Source organism: Alteromonas sp. 76-1 (genome assembly GCF_900654235.1).
In the GTDB taxonomy this organism is placed as follows: domain Bacteria; phylum Pseudomonadota; class Gammaproteobacteria; order Enterobacterales; family Alteromonadaceae; genus Alteromonas; species Alteromonas naphthalenivorans.
In genome coordinates, this window is sequence record NZ_LR136958.1 from 137,637 (window position 1) to 161,342 (window position 23,706).

General features: G+C 43.5%; 13 protein-coding genes. 8 read left to right on the plus strand and 5 right to left on the minus strand.

Features of this window, described 5'->3' with window-relative positions; genetic code table 11:
- Positions 1–54: 54 nt before the first annotated feature.
- The 5 genes from ALT761_RS00575 to ALT761_RS00595 form a co-directional block, all read right to left on the minus strand.
- Entirely contained in the window at positions 55–1,353 is a 1,299-nt protein-coding gene (locus tag ALT761_RS00575; RefSeq protein ID WP_129735673.1) for an MFS transporter, read from the minus strand.
- A gap of 119 nt (positions 1,354–1,472) precedes the next feature.
- Positions 1,473–3,173, minus strand: a complete 1,701-nt coding sequence (locus ALT761_RS00580) for a BCCT family transporter (protein ID WP_129735674.1) — start codon at positions 3,171–3,173, stop codon at positions 1,473–1,475.
- A gap of 700 nt (positions 3,174–3,873) precedes the next feature.
- Positions 3,874–4,770: a LysR substrate-binding domain-containing protein gene (locus ALT761_RS00585; RefSeq protein WP_129735675.1), complete on the minus strand. Its 897-nt coding sequence runs from the start codon at positions 4,768–4,770 to the stop codon at positions 3,874–3,876.
- A gap of 240 nt (positions 4,771–5,010) precedes the next feature.
- Positions 5,011–5,976, minus strand: coding sequence for an NAD(P)-dependent oxidoreductase (locus tag ALT761_RS00590; protein WP_129735676.1), 966 nt, complete (start codon positions 5,974–5,976; stop codon positions 5,011–5,013).
- A 311-nt stretch (positions 5,977–6,287) separates the two neighbouring features.
- On the minus strand, positions 6,288–7,052 hold the full coding sequence (locus ALT761_RS00595) for an IclR family transcriptional regulator (RefSeq protein ID WP_129735677.1): 765 nt from the start codon (positions 7,050–7,052) through the stop codon (positions 6,288–6,290).
- Positions 7,053–7,414: 362 nt separating this feature from the next.
- Between ALT761_RS00595 and aldA the strand changes: the two genes are divergently transcribed.
- The 8 genes from aldA (at position 7,415) to ALT761_RS00635 (ending at position 23,610) form a co-directional block, all read left to right on the plus strand.
- The gene (aldA, locus tag ALT761_RS00600; protein ID WP_129735678.1) at positions 7,415–8,839 is read left to right on the plus strand and encodes an aldehyde dehydrogenase; all 1,425 of its coding nucleotides are present in this window, start codon (positions 7,415–7,417) and stop codon (positions 8,837–8,839) included.
- A gap of 105 nt (positions 8,840–8,944) precedes the next feature.
- A complete protein-coding gene (locus ALT761_RS00605) occupies positions 8,945–10,168 on the plus strand; it encodes a mandelate racemase/muconate lactonizing enzyme family protein (RefSeq protein WP_129735679.1) in 1,224 nt (407 codons plus the stop codon).
- Between the two features lie 7 nt (positions 10,169–10,175).
- Positions 10,176–11,804: a GMC family oxidoreductase gene (locus ALT761_RS00610; protein WP_129735680.1), complete on the plus strand. Its 1,629-nt coding sequence runs from the start codon at positions 10,176–10,178 to the stop codon at positions 11,802–11,804.
- A gap of 343 nt (positions 11,805–12,147) precedes the next feature.
- Positions 12,148–13,677, plus strand: coding sequence for an aldehyde dehydrogenase (locus ALT761_RS00615; RefSeq protein WP_129735681.1), 1,530 nt, complete (start codon positions 12,148–12,150; stop codon positions 13,675–13,677).
- A gap of 133 nt (positions 13,678–13,810) precedes the next feature.
- A complete protein-coding gene (locus ALT761_RS00620; protein ID WP_232043508.1) occupies positions 13,811–16,339 on the plus strand; it encodes a TonB-dependent receptor in 2,529 nt (842 codons plus the stop codon).
- A gap of 309 nt (positions 16,340–16,648) precedes the next feature.
- Positions 16,649–18,604, plus strand: a complete 1,956-nt coding sequence (locus ALT761_RS00625) for a tetratricopeptide repeat-containing sulfotransferase family protein (protein ID WP_232043509.1) — start codon at positions 16,649–16,651, stop codon at positions 18,602–18,604.
- A gap of 101 nt (positions 18,605–18,705) precedes the next feature.
- On the plus strand, positions 18,706–21,291 hold the full coding sequence (locus ALT761_RS00630) for a hybrid sensor histidine kinase/response regulator (RefSeq protein ID WP_129735683.1): 2,586 nt from the start codon (positions 18,706–18,708) through the stop codon (positions 21,289–21,291).
- A 225-nt stretch (positions 21,292–21,516) separates the two neighbouring features.
- Positions 21,517–23,610, plus strand: a complete 2,094-nt coding sequence (locus ALT761_RS00635) for a TonB-dependent siderophore receptor (RefSeq protein WP_129735684.1) — start codon at positions 21,517–21,519, stop codon at positions 23,608–23,610.
- The last annotated feature ends 96 nt before the right edge of the window (positions 23,611–23,706 follow it).

Below are 23,706 nucleotides of genomic sequence, written 5' to 3' on the forward strand. Positions count from 1 at the left end.
TTAAAACTAGCAGTCTGTTCTAACAAAGACTGCTAACTCAGCTTTTCTTTTGGGTCAGGCTTCTGGGTTAGGAATCGGTTCTACCTCTGGTGCGTGCTTATACTCTGACTCACCGGCTAAAGGCGCCTGTGAATCATCAGGCTCTTCTTCATCAATACCCATTTCAATAACCTCATGGGTAGTTTTGCTCACGTTAACAAACGGCATGAAGTGTTCGCGCTCCACTTTGTGGAATTTAATGCGGTAAATCGTCCAGCAAGCCAAAATGAAGAAGGCGAAGGCAGAAACGACAAACAAGGCATGCTGGGTGTATTTAATTAAAGAAGACACCACCATGGGCCCAAATACACTGCCTAAGCTGTTCATCATTAACACACCGCTACCAATTTCAATTACCGACAGATCAGTATTATCGTTTGCGTGGGCTAAGCACAGTGCATAAAGCGGAAAGACTAAACCGCCAAACAAAAACATGGTAATGAATATAAACGATGGGCTTTCGAAAAATGGCTGTACGGCCACAATACATATAATAAACCCAACAATAGCCAGGCCAGCAATGACGAGGCGTCGGTCAATAAAGTCAGATAATCGACCTAATGGATATTGCAACGCGGCGCCCCCAAGCAGGGTGATGGCCATAAAAATACCGACTTGTCCCGCATCAAGGCCATTGCTGTCTGCGGCCACAGGCCCTAAAGCCCAAAAACCGCCCGTAACAAAGCCGCCCAAGAAGGCACCCACCATGGCTATTTGCGATACTGACATAATGCGTTTAAAGCTGAATTTTATGTCTGGGATAGGGTTTGGCGCGGTGCGTGAGGTTAACCCAATAGGCAATATGCCTAATACTAGTAGCGCAGCGGCCAGCATGAAGAGCCTTTCAAAGCCAATATCGAAACCGACTAACAATTGCCCTACACAGATGGCAAACAACGTAATCACCGCATATATCGACAATATACTGCCACGATGATCAGAGCTGGTTTTCTCGTTAAGCCAGCTTTCAATTACCATGTAGATACCCGCCATCGACCATCCCATTAGCAATCGGGCTATTAACCATGATTCAAAATGGTTCACCATGCCAATGAACAACATAGAGGCAGTGGTAAGGGCAATTAACACAGTAAACACTCTGATATGACCTACTCGTGCCACAAGTTTAGGCACGCTTAAGCAGCCAAATACAAAGCCAAGAAAATAGCTAGAGCCAATATAACCGATGGTAGACGGCGCCCAATCTAGGCTTACCGCATATAAAGGCACAATGGTGTATTGCAGGCCGTGGCCCATCAGTAAAATAGCTGCTGAGAGCAACAAAGAAAACATAGATTGAAGTAATACGCGCATAACTGTACTCAATGCGACGGGTTCTAGCGCCAAATGTACTAGAACCAAATTTGCCAATACGAAAAGCGCTAGTACGAACCGAACTAGCGCCAACAATATAACCTATTAGTTTTGGAGCATTAAAAGCCTTCGGGTGGATCTATATTCCGATGGTTTTTAGCAGGCTTAGGTTCCAGCATATTGCCACGAGCTACGCGGTATACCAGCACAAATAATGAAGCGTTTACACAAATAATGATAAACATGGCGGGCAGTCCACCTAAATTCGACATCATTTTAATACCGTCAATACTGGCAAAGCTCACCATTACCCACGCGATAACACCAATACTAATACCCCATACGAATTTTAGCATCAACAAAGAGCCCGAGTTCGCACTCGCATCTTCGGTAGTATCTGTGGCGCATTCAACATTTGCCGCTGTCTCTGGTTGGTCGGTATCAGCAGAGCATAAGTTACTCATGGTATCGGTGTTGGAATCTGCTGCAGTTACGTAAGATATAAACGTGATACAAATAAATATTGTCGCCACAATAGCGCTAATGGGCAGGTTGTCGAATAGCGAGTAAATCGCGCCTTCAGCACCGTTTGCATCCATCGCTTGGCGAATACCACCATTTAGTTCTTGGTCGAAAAATAAGGTGCTGCCAGAAAATGTAGACATCCATACCATGGCGAATAAGGCAGGCAGTACTAAGTTCACCACAATGAACTGCCTAACGGTGTAACCGCGGGCAATTCTTCCAAGGAACAAAGCGACTACCGGTGCCCATGCGTACCAATTTGCCCAATAGAACACTATCCATAACTTCGGCCAGTCGTCGTTCGGGCCTGTGTAGGTGTTTAAACTACGCGCGAAAAAGTGAGTGCCGTAGTCAATTAACCCTTCAATACCTAAAGAAAAAACGTAGCTGGTGGGGCCAAAGAAAAGTACAAATATACAGGCGACTATAAAAATTTTAGCGTTCAGGTTGGATAACTTGGCAATACCTTTTTGTAACCCACTTACCGCAGATGCCACAAAAGTGATAACAATGGCGGCACACACTAATGCCATTACAGTTTTGGTGTTAGGCAACCCCAATACCGACTCTAGCCCGCCGCTTAACATCAGCACCCCGGTGCCTAACGATGATGCCATACCGGCAACTAACGCAAACAAGGCAATAGCATCGATAACCTTGCCTGTCGTTGGCGTGATCAACTTGCCCAAAAATGGTCTTAGTGACGAGCCAAGCGAAAAGGGCATTTGTAAATTGTAAAAACACAGGGCGAACACCAAGGCAGGTAAGCAATAAATGGCATAGGGCGTAAATGTCCAATGCATAAACATGGTGGCCATAGTAAATACTGCAGCCATTTCGCTTTGTGGTTCTATGTTGAGTGACACGGGCGGTTCATAGAAATGAAACATCGGCTCGGCCGCACTCCAAAACAAAATGCCGGTGGCCAATGTGGTACACAAAGTAATAGAAAACCACTGCCATTTAGAGAGTAATGGGGTGGCACGGCTACCCCCAATTCTAATTTTGCCTAATGGAGAGAAAAAAGTGGCGATAAGTGACAGCAGTAAGCACAACGTAGAAAAGCTAAACAGCCATGCGAAGGTATCTAATATCCAGTCGTTAATACCGGATACCACCCGAAGGAAGTGAGGTAAATCGATAAAGCTAAACACCATGGCGGCCAGCAGTAGGAGAAACGGAGGCCAAAATACGCTGTGTTTAATATCGTTTTTAAAATCAAAGCGTAGCCATGTAGGGGGCTTATTTATGAGGCCTTTTTTTGCTTTTAATGCTTTAGCTGCATTATGAGACATTTTTTACCTTCTTTTACTTATTGTTTGCTATACGAAGCAGCGTTCTAAATTTTTAAGGTAAAGCCAAGATTTGGTGAATGTATATTTCAAATGGCAATCACAGTGTGAATGTGTGTTTGTGCCCAGTTTTTGTTCTCACCATACTTCTTGTCAATTATTGTCGACTGCGAAAAGTGAACAACCTTTGTTCGGTTATTGCTTATTAATGATGCCATCGTTCTAATCAAAAAATAGCAGTGAGTATGTTCACTCGCATTAATGAATAGCGTTCTTCGTGACAGATTAGCATTCAAGGGTGTTGATTATTTAATTATAACGACCCATAACTTTCTAAATACGCCGCTACAAGTTTAAAAATTATTTGCGTTTCTTATGTTGTTACAACAACTAATTTTTAAGCTTGTAAATTATCTAACACTTTTAATTTACACCTGAAATTATTTTCGGATTTACCTTTTTCATTCTATTTTTAGTTTTAAATTAATTAAAACCAATTTTTAGTATATAGAAATAAAATTCGTATGTCTTATATGAACCGGTAAATGTCTCATTTTGAAAAGTGAAACATATCTACAGTGCTTTAATTAGCGGCTATTCAGTGTGAAAATTAATTTAACGAGTAAGCCATGATCAGCCTCTTCGATGTATGCAGTGCGTGTGACGTTAAACAGAAGCTATGGCATCTGAGGCAGGTCTTAGGTTACATCTGCGAAGTGATTTTTAGCATCCAGTCGAAGAAGTGCTTAATATCAGGTTTGTCTTTGTCTTCCTTACGACAAATTATGCCCCAGCTTCCAGAAAACGTGGTTTCGTGCTCACAGGGTTTTACCAATCGGCCCATGCGTAAATCGTCGTCTATAAAGGGGCCATTTACCAAAGCCACCCCTTCATTGTTAATGGCCATTTCAAGGGCAACGGCTTTTGTATCAACCACCATATAAGGTGTGATAACACCGGGTGTAACATTGGCACTTTCAAACCAGCGCTTCCAATAATCTACTTCGGTTTCTACAGAAAGTAGGGGTAAATTTAGTAGATCTTCTGGTGTTATTTTACCGTCATATTTTTCAAGTAAGGCTGGGCTACACACTGCGTATACACGGGAGTCGAAGATAGGCTCCCAATGATACCGGTCTGAAGGTGTGGTATCGCAGTACACAATGCCAACATCGGAAGATTCTTCGTCGAACTCCCATTTCGATGCATAGGTATCAAGTTGCACATTCACCGTGGGGTGTTCATCATGAAAAGCGGGTAACTGGCGAGCGAGCCAGCGAATAGATAAGGTGACATAAGTTTGTACTCGCAGGGGGGCGTGCTCTACCGCTTTTTTAACGGTGGCGACACCTAAAGCAAGCTGTTCAAGGGCTTCAAGCACATAGGGATAAAACAACTTACCTTCATCGCTAAGAACTACATTTCTGCCGTCGCGATTAAATAGTTTTACCCCTAAATGTTCTTCTAAGTTTTTGATTTGATGGCTAATTGCTGGGTGCGTTAAATTTAACTCTTCCGCCGCAGCGCGGTGGCTCAGTCTGCGTGCAGCGGCCTCAAAACCGCTTATGGTACTGAGTGGCGGAAGTAACCGACGTTCCATTTAAAGACCTTTATCGTAGAAAATTATCACAACATAACTACCAAACAATGGTGCAGAATCCAACTAATAACTATTAATAAACCAGCTAAAGTCGTTGTCTTTACACTTAAACGCACAAGCTAAAATGCACTAGCCCTAAACCAATAAACTGAAGGCAACCCGCTCAGGTTGCCTTCTAGTAAAGGTGCGGCTTAATGCGATATTTCTCAATCAAGCAAGCGATAGGTGGGCATATTGGCTTTAGTAATCGCTCCTTAGCGGTACCACAACTTCATAGCCTTTTTCTTCTGGCTCGTCGTCAACCATAAACGCGGGGAAGCCTTTACCTAGTACTTTAACGTCGCATGCATCTTCCATTCTGCGGATGATATTAGGCGAATATTCACGAGGGCCGTAACGCTCTTCACCGTCTTTAAAAATATCTACCATTAAAGGTGCTAGCTCTAAAGGGATGCCTGCACGCTTTGCTACTTCGTCAAACAGGCCGACATCTTTTGATACTAAATCCATAGTAAAGCCAATATCACGGCTCCCGTTCAGTATTACCTGAGATTCAGTTTCGTGAACAAATGAATTCCCCGACGATGCCTTAATGGCTTCATAGGCTACGTTCATATCCATACCCATCACTTTAGAAACCGTTAATGCCTCTGACAACGCAGCAAGGTGCACTGTGCATAGGTAGTTAGTTACTACTTTTAGGGTTGATGCAGAACCAAGCTCGCCGGTGTGAAGAACACGTCTGCCCATAATGGTCAGAATAGGTAGAACGGTATCGAACGCTTCACGGTCGCAGCCTGCAAAAATAGAAATATTACCGGTATCGGCACGATGGCAGCCCCCAGATACTGGGCAATCGACAGGCATGGCACCCTTTTCTTTTACTAGTGCGCCAATGCGGCGAACTTCGGCCTCATCGGTTGTACTCATTTCTAGCCAAATTTTACCAGGGCTAATACCTGCCAACACGCCATCTTCGGCTTCCATAACGTGAGAACACGCAGCGGGAGAAGGCAAGCATGTGAATATAACGTCACACTTTTCAGCTATTTCTTTTGCTGAGTCGGCAGACTTGGCGCCACGAGCAACAAAGTCTGCGACGAATTCTGGATTTAAATCTCTAACGGTAAGGTCGCAGCCGTTACGTATTAAGCTTCCTGCTAATTTGCCACCCACATTACCTAATCCGATGAATCCTATCTTCATGTGTTTACCTTTTTATTATATTTCGGTGTGCCATTGCAAAGCACAGCTGTTGGCTTATTGGAGTTCGTATCGCTCCAAGAAATCCGATAGTTATATAAAAATGGATTGGGTAAAAATGATAAATTTTGGGTGTATGGTTAATTTTTCTAACCAATGACGTTTTGCTTATTTGGGGCCCTAAAAAGCCGGAATGAAGCGAAAAGAATGCTGGATTAGCGAGGAAGTATAGTAAAGCCGTGTGTCTCTGTACCTTTGTATCTTGGCACCTGTGCAGCCCCGCACCGGAGCGCCCTTAATGACTGGCGGTATGGCTAAACGATATGGGCAGACAATTGGCGAGCCGCCTGCACAAGATTTTTTGAATAGTCGCGAGCGCTTTGTTTACTTAAAAAATCGGCGTTTATCACTACACTTATTGCCGCAATAGGCTCGTTTCTTAAATTCAGCACTGGCGCGGCAATACAGCAATAATGGCTACCGTTCTCTCGCTGAGTTACGGCATACCCCAAGCGTTTAGCCCGCGCTAACTCTTCGTGTATTTTTGGCAACTGTTGACTGATGCTAGGGTCGTGCTTTTCTTCTACATCAAAGTAATTCTTTTGTAATGCGGAAGATTGCATAGACAAGATGGCTACCCCAGATGCAGAGCAATGCATGGCAGTGGTTTGCCCTAAATGAAAGGTTAAAGGGCCGCTCAGTGAAGAGTCTACCTTTGCTACTGTTACCACCCGATTACCTACTGGGGAATACAGAAAAATAGATTTATGAATTTCGTTTTTTAAAATTTCTGCCACGGGATAAAAAAACGGGATGATGCTTTGCTTGTTGTAAATCGTGGAGGCAATTTGAAAAATTTTAGAGCCAATGCAGTAGGCTTTTTTACGATTAGGATCAAGGGCAATCATCTGATGCTCTAACAGCGCGTTGATAATACGGTGCCCACTGGCCGGCGGCATATCAAGCTGAGAGCAAATTTCAGAAAGGGTTAAAGGGTACGATGATGTAGCAATTAAATTCATCATTAAAATAGAGGCATCTACAGCCGGCGCTTTTGACTTTGCTTTTAACGTTTCCATCGACCACTTGCCACTATTTTATATATAAAAAAATAATCTTACGTTATCTCGCGTAGTAAGGCCAGCAAGCTAACAGGGCTATTCTATGATTAGTTGAAGATGGAATTCTTCTATATGTATGTAATTAAAGATCTAAAGGCGGGCGAGTTAGGTGAAAGTAATTAAAAGCGTCGGCTGGTTGCGTACATCAGTGGGTGAAATAAACCAAAATGGGCTATTTAACGCATTAGTCTGACGTTAAAAAGTGGAAAATATGGGGTATATTTTTTCATATATGGAATCAATATTCTAAATATAATAAAAGTTTGACTTGAAATTTTAACCCTGCTTACAATGAATTAATTAAGATTTAAGGCATGCCCATGAGAATCGAAAAAAACTTCATTAATAATGAATTTGTTAGTACTCCTCCAAGTTCATTGATAGACGTTTATGATCCTGCAACTGAAGCGCTTATTGCTCAGGTTCCTGCGGCAAGCCCAGAAGAAGCTGCATCGGCAATTGAAAGTGCTACCGAAGCACAACGCGCCTGGCGAAAGCTTACTAGCATAGAGCGTGGTGGCTACTTACAGAAGTTGGCTGACACCCTTGTATTACGCAAAGATGATATTGGTGCTGCGCTGGCTGAAGAGTCAGGGAAGAGCCTTGAAGACGCCACCAACGAAGCTGTGTATGCCGCTGATATTACTCGTTATCATGCTGAATGGGCACGTCGTATCGAGGGAGAAATTATTCCCAGCGATACCCCAGATGAAAACCTGCTCTTGCAACGAGAAGCTATTGGCGTTGTGGTGGCATTAATTCCATTTAACTACCCTGTTTACACCTTTCTTCGCAAAATTGCGCCAGCGCTTATTACTGGGAATACGGTAGTCGTTAGACCCAGCAATAACACGCCCTGTTCAGCATTTGCCATTGCCAAAGTGATTCAAGAAGCGGGCATTCCTAAGGGCGTAGTGAATGTACTTACCATGACCCACGCGACGGCTGAGCTTGTGTGTACGCACCCTAAAGTGGGCATGATTACTCTGACAGGAAGTGTTGGTGCTGGACGAAAAGTTTTAGAGTATTCACAAGTGAATATTGCTAAATCGTCGTTAGAGCTAGGCGGTAAAACCCCCGCAATTGTTGAGCCAGATGCCGACTTAGAAAAAGCCGCTAGAGAAATAGTAGGTTCTAAAAATACAAACTGTGGCCAGCTTTGTACGGCAGTAGAGCGGGCTTATGTGCATGAAGATATTTACGATGAATTTGTAGCCTTGCTACATAAAAACATGAAAAGCCAACAGTTTGGTAGCCGTGTAGACAACCCAGGTTTCATGGGGCCATTAGTCAACGGCAATGCACGTTTGAACATTCATCAAATGGTGGAAAGAGCCATTGATGATGGGGCTAACCTAGAGCTTGGTGGCTTCATTCCTGAAGGCAAAGGCTATTTTTACCCGCCGACCTTACTGACCAATTGCCGCCAAGACATGGAAATCGTCCAAGAAGAAATTTTTGGGCCAGTATTACCCGTCTTGAAATACTCAAATGTAGATGAAGCGCTGGCGTTAGCTAACGATCACCAGTTCGGATTAGCGTCTGTGATTTATACCGAAAATTACCGTACCGCAATGAAAGTGGCGAATGAAATGGAGGCGGGTGAAGTGTATATCAACCGCACACCATCCGACCCTTATCAAGGTTTTCATGCTGGGTGGAAACGCTCTGGTTTGGGCGGTGATGATGGTAAGCACGGTATGCTGGAATACACGCAAACTCGTTTGGTCGTACTTAAATACTAGCGCGTTAAGGCTTCGCTGTAAGCGAATATTGTTGGGCGTTAGTGGTGAGTCATTACATTCTTTAAAATACGCTGGCACTGTGGTGCTGGTGAAAAAGGTAAAACCATGAAAGTTGTTTCTTGTGAATCTTATATCGTTGCTACACCGCCGCCTCATGTAGGGGGGATGTACTGGATTTTTGTTTCACTCAGAACCGACTGTGGTATTGAAGGTATTGGCGAGGTTTACGCCGCTACGTTTCATCCGAGTGTGATGACCCATGCCATTGAAGACGTTTTCGATCGTTACTTAAAAGGTTTCGACCCGCATCATGTAGAGCGCTTCTTTCGCGCAGCCTATTCTAGCGGGTTCACACAGCGCCCCGACTTAAGCATGATGGGTGTAGTCAGTGGGTTAGAAATGGCGTGCTGGGATATTATCGGTAAGGCAGCAGGAAAACCTGTTTACGAACTTATCGGTGGAAAAATTCACGATAAACTGCGTACCTATACCTACCTATATCCTGAAAATGAAGACGGCGATTACGATTACGATAACCTAGAACTGGCGGTTGAATGTGCTCAGAAAAATATGGAGCAAGGTTTCACCGCGTTGAAATTTGACCCCGTAGGGCCTTATGGCAATTACTGCGGTCATCAACTGTCTCTAGAAGCTATCGACAAAGCCGCCACTTTCTGTGAACGCATTCGCAAAACCGTGGGGAATAAGTGTGATTTACTTATGGGCACCCATGGTCAAATGACTCCGGCAGGTGCTATTCGTTTAGCCAAGCGTCTAGAGCCGTTCGATCCTTTATGGTTTGAAGAGCCTGTTCCTCCTGGTCAAGCATCCGCTATGGCCGAAGTGGCAAAAAATACTAGTATTCCCGTGGCTACCGGCGAGCGCTTAACCACGAAATACGAGTTCTTCGATTTACTTAGCCATGGTGCCGCGTCTATTTTGCAAATGAATTTAGGTCGGGTAGGCGGCATTCTAGAGGCGAAGAAGATAGCCAGTATTGCAGAAGTGCATTATGCCCAAATAGCGCCCCATTTATACAACGGCCCTGTTGGCGCGGCTGCCAGTGTGCAACTTGCCACCGCAACGCCGAACTTCCTTATTCAAGAAAGTATAATGACGTGGGACGGTTTTCATGCCGACGTTTTACAAGAAAAAATTGAATGGAAAGACGGCTACATAATTCCGTCTACCAAGCCTGGCTTGGGTGTAGAGCTAAATATGGATGTGGTGAAAGCGCATTCGCCCTATACAGGAAAAACCCTACATCTATCCATGGATGCCAAGCCTTACGATGTAAAAGAACAGTCTAATCAAGACTGGAAACGGTAGGGCAAACATGAGTACCCCTGAGTACGACTTTATCATTACCGGTGCAGGGTCAGCAGGATGTATTCTTGCTGATAGGCTCAGTGAGTCTGGTGACTATTCCGTACTCTTGATTGAAGCTGGGGGTAAAAACCGATTACCTTGGATAAAGCTGCCTATTGGTTTTGCGAAAACCTATTACCACCCCACCTACAACTACATGTACTACAGCGAAGAAGAGCCCAACATGGCTGGGCGCAAAATGTACGCACCGCGCGGTAAAGGTCAGGGTGGTTCGGGCTCCATTAATGCAATGATTTATGTACGTGGGCAAGCCTCAGACTTCGATGCGTGGGCACAAGCAGGCAACGAAGGCTGGTCGTATGCCGATGTATTACCTTATTTTAAAAAGCTAGAGCGACACCCGTTAGGCGACACCGAACACCATTCTGGCAGCGGAAAGGTAGGCATTACCCAAATGAAAAAAGGGGCACACCCTTTTTGTCGTTATTATTTGAAGGGCGCAGAACAGCTTGGCTTCACATTAAACGACGACTTCAATGGTGCTCAGTTTGAAGGTATAGGTATTTACGACGCCAATATCTACAAAGGCTTTCGCCATTGCAGTAACTCAGCGCATCTTAAGCCTGCACTAAAGCGCCCTAACTTGCATGTATTGCGCGATACGGTGGTCGAAAAAGTATTATTCAATGAAGACAAACATGCCTACGGTGTACAAGTAAACACCGCTGGGGTTCAGCAAACCCTTAAAGCGAAAAGAGAAGTTGTGCTATCAGCTGGCGCGGTAGATTCGCCAAAGTTACTTCAGCTTTCTGGGGTGGGAGATACTTGTCTACTAGGTAAGTATGATATTCCTGTTGTGACTCACTCTCCTGCTGTAGGGCAAAATCTTCAAGATCATTTATGTGTTAGTTACTACTTCAAAGCAAAAGTAAAAACATTGAACGACGATTTAGGGTCGTTGTTCGGACAAGCTAAAGCGGCGCTACAGTATGTATTTACTCGTAGCGGACCTTTATCGATAAGCGTTAACCAAGGTGGAGGCTTTGTAAAAGGGGCTGATACCGAAGCGTTGCCTAATCTTCAGTTGTACTTCAACCCCATGTCATATCAAATTCCGGCCGATCCTAATGCTAAGTTAGCGCCGGACCCTTATTCAGGTTTTCTAGTCGCGTTTAATTCTTGCCGGCCTAGTAGTAAAGGCACGGTAGAGTTGTCATCGAACAATCCCAGCGACAAGCCATTTATCCGTCCCAACTATTTATCTACCGAGAAAGACATAGAGGAAGTGCGTCAAGGGAGCCGCCTCATCAGACGCTTAATGCAAGCTCCCGCACTAAAAGCAGTCACCGCTGAAGAAGTAAAACCGGGGGTTGCCGTTAATGATGACGATAGCATGCTGCAGTACTTTAGAGAGCAAGGCGGGTCGATTTACCACCTTTGTGGAACCTGTGCCATGGGGCCTGAGCAGAGTAATGCTGTGGTAGATGCAAGACTGAAAGTGCATGGTGTCACTGGCCTTCGTGTTGTAGATGCTTCCATTTTTCCAAATATCACGTCGGGCAACATCAACGCACCTGTAATGATGGTGGCTGAAAAAGGCGCCGATTTAATTTTAGAAGATCAATTGAATTTATAGTTTTGGCTTATTTTGTTTTGCGCAAGCAGTAAATTTAAGCCTGGCTTGATTTTCTAAAAACGACCGAATAGTGCTTATTACGTTAAAGAAATTTTGGTTTTATCTAATTTCTATTTTTTCAATTTAATTCTATTAACTTGTTATGTCTTAAATTAGTAAAAATATCAGTGATATTAAAAACTGATACGTCAATGTTGCCAATTATATGTGAAAATTTTTAACCGACTTGCGCATAGGTTAGAAATTTTAATGAATAATCAAATAATGCTCAATTGTGCCTTTATCATATTTCGATTTATGATTGATGAATAAATGAGCAAAATAGTTTTAAGAGGTTTTATACATGCCATCCACGTTGTTGAATAAATCAGATCCTGCGAACTTTTCACTCGAAGATTGGGTGGGTTTTTCAAAAGATTTGGAAATACAATCTGATTTGTTCATAAATGGTGGTTATGTGTCTGCGGTGAGTGGTGAAACCTTTGATTCCATCAATCCGGCTAATGGTGATGTTAATGCCAAGGTCGCGTCAGCAAGTGATGCAGATGTCGATGCGGCAGTGAGTTCTTGTAAAGCCGCATGGGATGATGGTCGTTGGAGACATATGCCTCCTCGTGAGCGCATGAATGTACTTTTACGATTAGCTGACTTGGTCGATGAACATGCAGGCGAGCTTGCATTGCTAGATAGTCTAGATATGGGTAAGCCCATTACAGACTGCTTAACTATTGATATACCTGAAGTGTCAGTGTCACTGCGATTCTTTGCCGAGTGTATTGATAAAGTGAGTGGTTCAGTCACCAACACCGAAAATAACGCACTACATATGATTCAGCACGAACCACTAGGCATAGTGGGGGCCATTTCTGCATGGAATTATCCGCTACTTATGGCCATTTGGAAGGTGGCGCCTGCGTTAGCTGCAGGTAATTGCGTTGTATTGAAGCCTTCAGAGCAGGCTCCGCTTAGTTGCACGCGATTTGCTCAGCTGTTTATAGAAGCCGGCGGCCCTGCTGGTGTGTTTAACGTGATAAATGGTTATGGCCATATAGCCGGTAAGGCGTTAGCGCTGCATATGGATGTAGCCAAAATAAGTTTTACAGGGTCTACCGCGGTTGGCAAAAAGCTAATGATGTATTCCGGTGAATCAAATTTGAAACGGGTAGCGTTAGAAACCGGTGGTAAAAGTCCGCAAATATTTATGCCAGACCTTGCTGATTTAGATCAGGCTGTAGATATCGCCATCGCCGGTATATACGACAACGTAGGCCAAGTATGTAACGCAGGTTCTCGATTGTTGGTTCATAGCGATATTCACGATGCCTTTGTAGAAAAGTTTATCGAGAAAAGCCGCGAAGTATATCAACCGGGCAATCCATTAGACCCAGCCACTAGTTTAGGCCCCATGGTGTCACTACAACAACGCCAAGGGGTGTTGGAAAAAATTGAAGCAGGTACTAAAGAAGGGGCAAAACTGGCGTTTGGCGGAGAAGTCCCTTCAGACTTAGCGCATGGCGCCTATATACAGCCAGCACTATTTACCCAAGTCAGATCCGATATGTCTATTGCCCAAGAAGAAATTTTCGGCCCTGTTGTGGCGTTAATTCCTTTTGATGACGAAGCGCAAGCACTAAAAATTGCGAACGATTCTAAGTATGGACTGGCGGCGGGCTTGTGGACGTCTGATTTAAATACCGCGCACAGAATGACAAAGTCGATTGAAGCAGGCGTTATTTGGGTGAACTGCTTTGGTGACGGTGATATGACCCAACCGTTTGGTGGTTATAAACAGTCGGGTAATTCTAGAGACAAATCTCTGGCGTGTTTTACCGCTTATACCCAAAGCAAGTCTACGTGGATAAACCTAGCGTAAAGGCAGCACAACCAAATTCAAATAATAAACAAATTCAAATAATAAAGATGTAAGGCAATAAAAACACAAGCAGTACCCTTAGTAACAACATAACGAGTGTGTAAGAGAATTATAATAAAAATTGGAGATATTCATGAGAATGTTAAGAAAGACGAAAGTCAATTATGCAGTATGTATAGCGATGGCGGCTGCTGTAGATGTTCCTCTAGCGTTTGCGGATATTCAAGAAACACAGCCAGCAACTGAACAAGTTGCTGAAGAAGCACAACCCACTAAAAAGCCCAAAAGGGCGGCTATTGAGCTTATTGAAGTAACGGCAACCCGCCGAGCTCAAAGTATTCAAAGTGTACCTATTTCAGTCACCGCACTGAGTGAAAGAGCACTTAAAGAAAACAACATTTCTAAGTTCGATGATTATATAGAAATGATCCCTAGCGCAAGCATGGGTGGACGTGGCCCAGGTCAATCTGACGTTTATATTCGCGGGTTAGCATTAGGTCATAACGGTATTACCGGTACTGAATTTACACCAGCACCAACCGTAGGCTTATACCTGGATGACATGCCAATTAGTGCAACAGGGCGTAACTTAGATGTTTACGTAACCGATGTTGAACGCTTAGAAGTACTTGCAGGCCCACAAGGCACTTTGTTTGGCGCCAGTGCCCAAGCAGGTGCGTTACGTATTATCACGAACAAGCCGGATTCGGGCGGTTTTGATGCGGGATTCGAATTAGATTATTCACAAACTAAAGGCGGCGACGACAGCACGTCAATTGAAGGCTTTGTCAATATTCCTATCATTGAAGATGAGTTGGCGGTACGTATTACTGCATACAATGATAAGCAAGGTGGCTATATTGACAACGTCTACAGCACGTTCACGCTAGACCCAACTATTAACCCTAATGCAAATCCAGACTTCTTTAATAATGGTGATGTTGAACAAGGTTTAAAAGACCAGTGGGTTGACGCAACCTATACCGAAATAGACAATGAAGAGTTTGTTGAAGACGATTTTAACGACAGCGAATATATTGGGGTTCGTTTAGGCGTTAGCTGGGAACCTACGGCTGACTTTAGCGTACTGCTACAACACACCCATCAAGATTTAGATGTGGATGGTGTATTTGACTATGATCCTACATTAGGTGAAATGAACGTTGCCCGCTTCGATGAAGATAAGCTTGAAGATAGCTTTGACCTAACCTCTTGGACCATTGAGAAACAGCTAGAGTACGTAGACATCGTTTATACCGGTGGCTACTTAGACCGTGATATCTATCAAACTGTTGATTACATTGGTTACAACAACAGTGGCGCATTTGCTGCCGATTACTATACCTGTACCTACACCGAAGTAAGAAATTGCTTAGATCCAAGTAAACGTTTTGTAGGGCAAGTAACCAACGAACGTTTAACTCACGAAATTCGTTTCAGCTCGCCGTACGATAAGCCTGTTCGTGGTGTGCTTGGTTTGTTCTATGACGATCAAACTATTACCCATGATGGCGAGTACGACTACGCGGCTGCACCAGAGCTTGGCTTCTTCCAAAATAGGCCAAACGTAGGTTCTACAGCAAACAATCCTGACTTCAGAGAGCCTGGTGTTACCTTCATAAACGACTTGACCCGTGAAGAACAGCAAACGGCTATTTTTGGTGAGCTAGCGTGGGACATTACTGACAAACTTACCGCCACGGCAGGTTTACGTTATTACGAGCTAGAAGCCACATTCTTAGGTTCATCTGCCTTCGCCAATACCAGCGTGTTTGGTGCGACAGAAGACTTCCCTGATTATGGCCGTAACTATGATGTTAGTTTGGCAGATATCTCACCGTTAGAACAAGACGGCACCATCACCAAGTTCACATTAGACTATCAGTTCAGCAAAGATATTTTGGTCTACGCGACATATTCAGAAGGCTATCGCCCAGGCGGCTTTAACCGACTATCTGGCCCTGCAATTAATACCAACAATTTGCCAGAATTTGAAAACTTCGTGGTACCTGATACCTACGAAAGTGATGAAGTGGTTAACATGGAGCTAGGTTGGAAAACCACGTTTAATAACGGTAATCTGAAGATTAACGGGGCGATTTATAAAATTGATTGGGACAACATTCAAGTCGCCATTCTAGATAGCGCCAACATCTTACAATTAACCTTTACTGACAACGTGGCTGACGCAGAAATTCTAGGTATAGAACTTGATGCGGCTTGGACAGCTACCGACAACTTAACCTTATTCGCCGCTGTGTCTAATAACCATTCGGAAATTACCGATTTGGTAAGTGGTATTTCGTTTACCTTGGCACCTGAAGGCAGTGAATTAGCGCTGTCGCCAGAACTTAACTACAGCTTACGCGGTCGTTATGACTGGTCGGTGAAAAACGTAGATGCTTACGGTCAAGTTACTCTTCAATATACTGACGAGAGCTATAGCTCCATGTATATCGACACCCGTGAAAAGCAAGACAGCTACACCCTAGTTAATGCTTCAGTAGGTGCAAACTTTGATGAGTGGGGAGTTGAACTATATGTTGATAACCTTACTGACGAAGTTGCAGAAAAATACATTAATACTATCGATGATATAAGACGGGTAACCACCAATCGCCCTCGTACCATTGGTATGCGTGTTTCCTATGCATTTGACTAATGTAAGCCGCTAGACAATACGTATCATAAAGCGGCTTATCCATAGCCGCTTTTTGTTTATAAAGGCAAGTCGTGTATGCTAATTCTATGATTGATAAAACAGTTTTTGGTCTGTTTTTAAAGGAACATGTATCGCCTTTAAAAAGTTAGTCAAGCCACACTAAAGGGGCAATTAGCGATTGAGATAGGCTCATGTATTTGGGTGTTTTATACCCATGAACGCTAAATCTCATAGTAATAATTAAATAAGAATAAGTAGGTTACTAGTATCAATAACAACATTAGCAAAGACATTACTGAAGCCAAGCTGTTGTTGCAGAAAAAGCAATTTTCAAACGCACTAGCTATTACCTCAAGTCTACTTACTCGTTACCCGGATAACATTGACGCGTTGTATTTAACGGCAGTGTGCCATCGCTACTTGCAACAACCGCAGCTTGCATTATCTACTCTGAACACACTTAAAAGTTACCATCCAAATTACGCCAGAGCGTACCAAGAAGAAGGTCATAACTATCGTTTAAGCAACAGCCGATCAGCGATTGCTGCTTATGAAAAAGCAGTACAATTAAATGCAGCACTCATTGCAAGTTGGAAAAATTTAAGCGAGCTTTACCGCGCAGAAGGCCAAGAATGGTCTGCGGATCACGCTCAAAATCAAGTGGATTATTGGTCTAGCATGCCCCAAGCATTGGTGAGTGTTAGTAGTTTAATCAACGAAGATAACGTGATTAAAGCAGAAGAAATATGTCGATTCTTTCTAAAAAAACAACCTAAGCACACCGAAGCAATGCGCTTGCTTGCTGCTATTGGTGTGAAACACAAGGTGTTAGATGACGCTGAGTTTTTGCTAGAAAGCTGCTTACACTTCGATCCTGAATTTCATCAAGCGCGATTAGACTACGTAAACGTTCTGCACAAAAGGCAGCGATACGAGCAAGCGTTGGAGCAAGCACTGCTGTTGCGCAGTAAGTCACCGGATGATGTGCGCTATCAAATGGCCGTGGCGAACGAAAGCCAAGCCGTGGGTGAATTCAATCAATCCATTGCTATTTATAATTCCATACTTGAACAGTTGCCGGATAATTCTGGCGTACTTATTATGCTTGGGCATGCGTATAAAACGGTGGGGGACACCGACAATGCCGTTGCCGCTTATCGAAAAGCAGGGGCTTGCCAAGTCAACTTTGGCGACGCGTATTGGAGCTTAGCAAACCTTAAAACCTACCATTTCAGTACTGATGAAATAGCAATGATGCAACGTCATGAGCAAGCGCCAACAACCGCCTTTGAAGATAGATTTCATTTAAGTTTTGCTTTAGGAAAAGCATTTGAAGACGCTAGTGATTACTCACAAGCCTTCTCTTACTATGCCAAAGGGAATGCCCTTAAAAAGCAGCAGTTGCGGTATCAAGCTGCCCGGGTTGATGCTGAATGTAAGGCGCAAATAGAAGTATGTACTCCAGCATTATTTTCAAAACAGGCTGACACTCACAGTCTACCGAATACGCTGAGTAAGCAAGACAGCAGACCAAGGCCGATATTTATCGTAGGCCTACCGCGAGCTGGCTCTACCTTGTTAGAGCAAATCTTGTCATCCCATTCCATGGTTGATGGCACCATGGAACTACCTAACATTATGTCGCTAGCTCATCGTTTAAATGGGCGTGGCGGTAATGATAGGCCAAAGCGCTATCCGCAAGTTCTCGCTGAACTGTCGACTGAGCAATTAGCTAAATTTGGCGATGATTTTATTAAAGACACAGAAGTTTATCGCCAAGGCGCGCCTTACTTTATAGACAAAATGCCAAACAACTTTAGGCATATAGGTCTTATCCAATTAATTCTACCCGATGCCATTATTATTGATGCACGCCGCGACCCCATGTCATGCGGGTTCAGCATCTTCAAGCAGTTGTTTGCGGAAGGGCAGGAATTTAGTTACAACCTTGAAGATATTGGAAAGTACTACAATAATTACGTTGAGCTGATGGATCACTGGAACACAGTGCTACCAGGTAAAATTTTAAAGATGCAGTATGAAGCTGTGGTCACTGATTTTGAAGAACAAGTACATAGGCTACTAGATTTTTGCGGGCTACCCTTTGAAGAGGGGTGTTTAGATTTCTACAAAACGAAACGCTCAGTAAGAACCGCTAGTGCCGAGCAAGTTCGCCAGCCTATTTATCAAAGCGGAATGCAGCAATGGAAGCATTTTGAATCTGATTTAGGGCCATTAAGTGCCTTGGTGTCAACATTGAAGTAGCCCTTTATAGCCAAAGCTAGCTTATTCGCGGTAAAGTACGAACCAGGTATTATACTTTAGTATAATAATATAGCCGTTGCAGTAACCCGAAAGGAAGCATCGTGGTCAATAAAGTTTCTAAATCATCAGTCTTAATTTCTATATTCTGCGTAGTATTTATTGGCATCGTGGCGGTATTAGCTAATATCTTGTGGATTGAAAGTAAGCGGTTTAGTAACGACGCTATCAGCCAACAATTCGACGTCCTGCATCAAAACTTTCAGAGTCAAATAAAACACGGCATATTAAATGCGCGTTCCATTGCGATCCAAGAAAGTAAAAGTACCCTTATTGTCGATGCGCTCGAGGAAGGTAATGCTAAACGTTATCTAACTGAACATTGGTCAGCGCTTTTCGATGCCTATCCAAGTTTACAGCAAATCCGTTATATTGCCCTTGATGGTAATGAACAACTACGGGCTGAAAAGTCATCCGGAAGCCTTATTTGGCGAGACACCCAAGACCTGCAAAACAAAGCTGATCGATATTATTTTATTGAAGCTGTTGAATCATCAAAAGACTATTACATTTCGCCCCTAGATTTAAATAAAGAACGGGGGGTAATAGAACTGCCTTATCGCCCAACAATTAGAAGCGTTGCTAAATACCGTATTGATGGAGAAGTTTTAGGTCTAATTGTATTGAACTTCGATTTACGTGAAGTCTTTTCACGTTTGAACGAGTTGCAATCCACAAACGCACATTGGTTAATAAATCCCGACGGCTTTTTCCTCGCATCACCTAGCGACACGGCGTGGGGATGGTTACTCGACAAGCCTAAAAACCAAGTAAGTATGCAATTTCCAGGTTTTGAAAATCGACTCAATGGCAGCGAAGATGACATACCGGATAGGAATTTCACTAGTCGATATAAACACGGCATTATTCCTATTAAGCAAAATGGTACTGAAGACACAGATATTGAAGATGAATTTTACTGGTTAGTGATGGAAAAGCCACCAGAGGCTGTGGCGTATTTGGAGCGCACCAAGCATTTTATTGGTTTGGGCTTTGCGGTGGCGACTTTGTTTTTAATAAGCTTGGCGTACTTATTAATACGGCTTCTTAGGCAATTAAACTTAGAAAAAGAGCTTGCCATAAAGGCAAAGATTAAAGCCACCAATGCGGAAAAGTCTAAAGCTGATTTTCTTGCCAGAATGTCACATGAAATTCGAACGCCTATGAATGGTGTATATGGTCTACTGCAAATCACGCTGGGTGAGCGTAACTATAAAAAAATCAACGATAATATAGAGCAAGCTATCACAAGCTTTTCTTTATTAAGCCGAATTATTGATGATGTGCTCGATTTTTCTAAAATTGAAGCCGGTAAACTCGATATGGTTGAAGCCCCATTCCGTTTAGATAGTTTACTTAATCAAGTGGGTAAGATGATGGGGCGTGCAGCTTACGGTAAACACATTGAACTATGGATTGATGTTGACCCTAAATGCCCTAAACATGTTGTGGGCGATGCAGTTAGGCTTAATCAAATTATCAGTAACTTAATTAGTAATGCCATCAAATTTACCTCTCGTGGGGAAGTGAATTTAAGCGTAGAACTACTAAACGAAAACGAAGATACCGTTCAACTAGGGTTTGAGGTTCAAGATACGGGTATTGGCATGACTGAAAACCAAGCCAACCAAATATTTGGGGCGTTTACTCAGGCTAGCCGCGACACCAATGCTAAATTCGGAGGCACTGGTCTGGGGCTAAGTATAGCGAAGCAGTTAGTGGAGATGATGAACGGTAAGATTGGCGTAATTAGTCAGCAGGGTAAAGGCAGTAAATTCCATTTTAATGTGTTACTTAAAAAAGCATCGGCAGCACAAGCAGACAGCTTAAGCGAGCAAGATGTTATGTGTTATCAGGCCATTGTGCTTACGCAAAATGTGAATGTAGAAACCGGCATTCAGCGTCAATGCTCTGTTCTTGGGTGGCCTTCCTATGTGGCGAAAAGTGTTGAAGACTTATTGGTTCATAAGTCGTCGAATAGCCTACCTAGGGTCATTCTCATAGATGAAGCAATCTTAAGTGTTATTAGCAAAGAAGCACTGGCCGATTGGCAGCGAGAACAAAAAGAAATAACCCATTTGGTTGTGGTTTCGCACAACACAAAAAGCTTTGAAAAAGACAGCTTGGTGTTCTTTGATGACCTTTTGTACAAACCTTTTACGCCGTCTACATTGTACGATACGGTTATTTCTTGCAACCAATCTATCGATAAATTAGCTGAAAAGCCTGTGGTTGAAGATGATGAAAAACTTCTGACTAAAACCTTAATTTTAGTGGTGGAAGACAACCCAATTAATCAACAAGTTGCCGGCGCTATGCTCAAAAGCGCGGGTGCCGTTGTTAAATTTGCTGAGAATGGGCAAGAGTGTTTAGATCTTCTTCTGAGTGGGTTTAAACCCCACTTAATATTAATGGATATGCAAATGCCGATTATGGGTGGTGTAGAAGCAGCTGAGCACATTCGCGCAAATTCTACCTGGGATAATATCCCTATTTTAGCCATGACTGCTAACGCCATGGAAGCCGACAGAAAGCGTTGTATTAACGCAGGTATGCAAGGGCATATTATAAAACCTGTGGTGAAACAAGATCTTATTACCCAAGTTAAATCGAGACTTCCCGACAGCTAGTATTTTTAAATGTTAGCAGTGGCCGAGAGCGTTAGTTTCCTCGGCCAACTCACTGACTTCATACATATTTTGAACAAGGCAAAATGCCGATCATTTTTGCTTAAAAAGCAGGCGCTCTCCCTCTCTTGCATTGTAAATGCTAATAATTATCATTTGTGATCTTTATCTACTTCCGTATAATCCTCCTCGACTAAAAACTAAATCAAAATCACTGTAGAGAACACAATGAAACTGACCACGCTTTTTGCGCTTACCCCTATTGCGCTTGCTTTTTCAATTAACGCCCAAGAAACTCAAACAGATACTGCAACTGTAGAAGAGTCTCAGGTCGAGAAAATTCATATTGTCGGTGTACGTCAAAACCGCGTGAGTCGCGGGGCGACTGGCTTAACAATGGAGCTAAGCGAAACGCCTCAGTCAATCAGCCTTATCTCTGAAGAGCTAATGCAGTCGTTTGGTGCCTACAATGTTAACGATGCACTTAAACTTGCACCGGGTATTAACGTAGAAGAGTGGGAAACTAACCGTACAAACTACACAGCCCGTGGTTTTGAAATTAAAAATACGCAAATTGATGGCGTAGGTTTACCTAACGACTGGGGAATTGTCACTGGTGCGCTGGAAGCCTACGGCTATGAAAAAATTGAAGTTATTCGTGGTGCCAATGGACTGCTAACCGGTGTAGGCAATTCATCAGGTACATTAAACTATGTACGTAAGCGCCCCACCAATGAAGAAGGCGGAGAAGTAACAGTGAGCGCGGGCTCGTTTGATTTTAAACGCTTGCAGGCGGATTACTCTACGTTGCTAACCGAAGATGGCCGTTGGGCTGCACGTTTTGTAGGTGCTATAGAAGATAAAGAATCCTACTTAGATGGCTTAGAGAACGACCGCACCTTTTTATATGGTGTAGTAGATGGGCAACTTACCGATAACGCCACCATAACGTTGGGCTACTCTTACCAAGATGCCAACACCGATGGAAACAATTGGGGCGGGTTAGTATTTAATTACACAGACGGCACACAAGCCGAGTGGGATGTTAGTGATACCACAGCGCAAGAGTGGGCAATGTGGGACACTGAAAACACTAATGCCTTTGTTGAATTCGACTATATTTTCGATAACGACTGGCAAGTGAAAGTGAGCTACAACTACCGCGGCTACGAAGAGCAAGATAAGTTGTTTTATGCTTATGGTGCTATCGATAGAGACACAGGCTTAGGTTTAATAGGCTGGCCAGGTCGTTATGATTCAGACATAGATTCAAACTTAATCGAAGCGCGTACTTTTGGTACTTTCGAGCTTTTCGGTCGCCAACATGAAGTGAATGTTGGTGTGAGCCACGCCTCAAGCAGCGATACCATGTATCAATATGGTTTCGACTATGCCAATACGCCAGCCTATGGCGCGACGCCAGCGTTCCCCTATGCATTTGATGCCATTGCCGAGCCAGACTGGTTTGACGCGGTGCTGTATTCTGATATTGAACAAGATCTTACCCGCTATTTTGGCTCTACCAAAATAAGCGTCACCGATGAACTGTTTGTTATTGCGGGCTTTAACGCGATTGATTTTGAGCGCAGTGGTAACAATGCGGGCACCATTATCGACAATGAAGAAAGTGAAGCTAGCCCATATGTTGGGGCGACCTATGCGGTAACTGAAAACATCAATACTTATGTAAGTTATTCAGATGTGTATCAGCCGCAAGAGCAATATGACTTATCTGGTCAATTTTTAGCACCCACTAAGGGCAAAAACTTCGAAGCAGGTGTAAAAGCGCAGTGGTTAGACGACACTCTATTAACGACTTTTGCTTACTTTACTGCTGAACAAGAAAATCTAGCTGCTTTTGCGGGTATTAACCCAGAAAACCAGCAGTACTACTACGAAGGTGTATCGGTAGAGTCTGACGGTTTTGAGGTGGAAGTGGTCGGTCAGATTACTGATGCACTGCGTGTTCAAGCGTCGTATACGGCTATTGATGTGGAAGATGAAGCGGGCAATGATGCGAACCTATGGGCTCCACGTGATGTAGTGACTTTCCAGCTAGGTTATGAACTACCAGCAGTACCAGCACTTACCGTTGGATTAGGCGGTAGATGGCAATCTGAAATCAGCAACACCGATTACAACGTAGAGCAGGGCAGCTACTTCTTAGCAAATGCCTATGCCACCTACGCGGTAACTAACGACCTTACGTTGCGTGCAAACATCAACAATATTTTTGACGAAAAGTACATTACCAGCCTACACACCATAGGCTTTTATGGTGCACCAGTGAATGGTTCTGTGAGCCTGACTTACGCATTCTAAAATGTAATAGAAAGAACACTAAAAAGCGCCTTCGGGCGCTTTTTTTATGTAGGTGCAACTTAGCGAGAGAGCAATAACATGGCAAACCTGTGACTG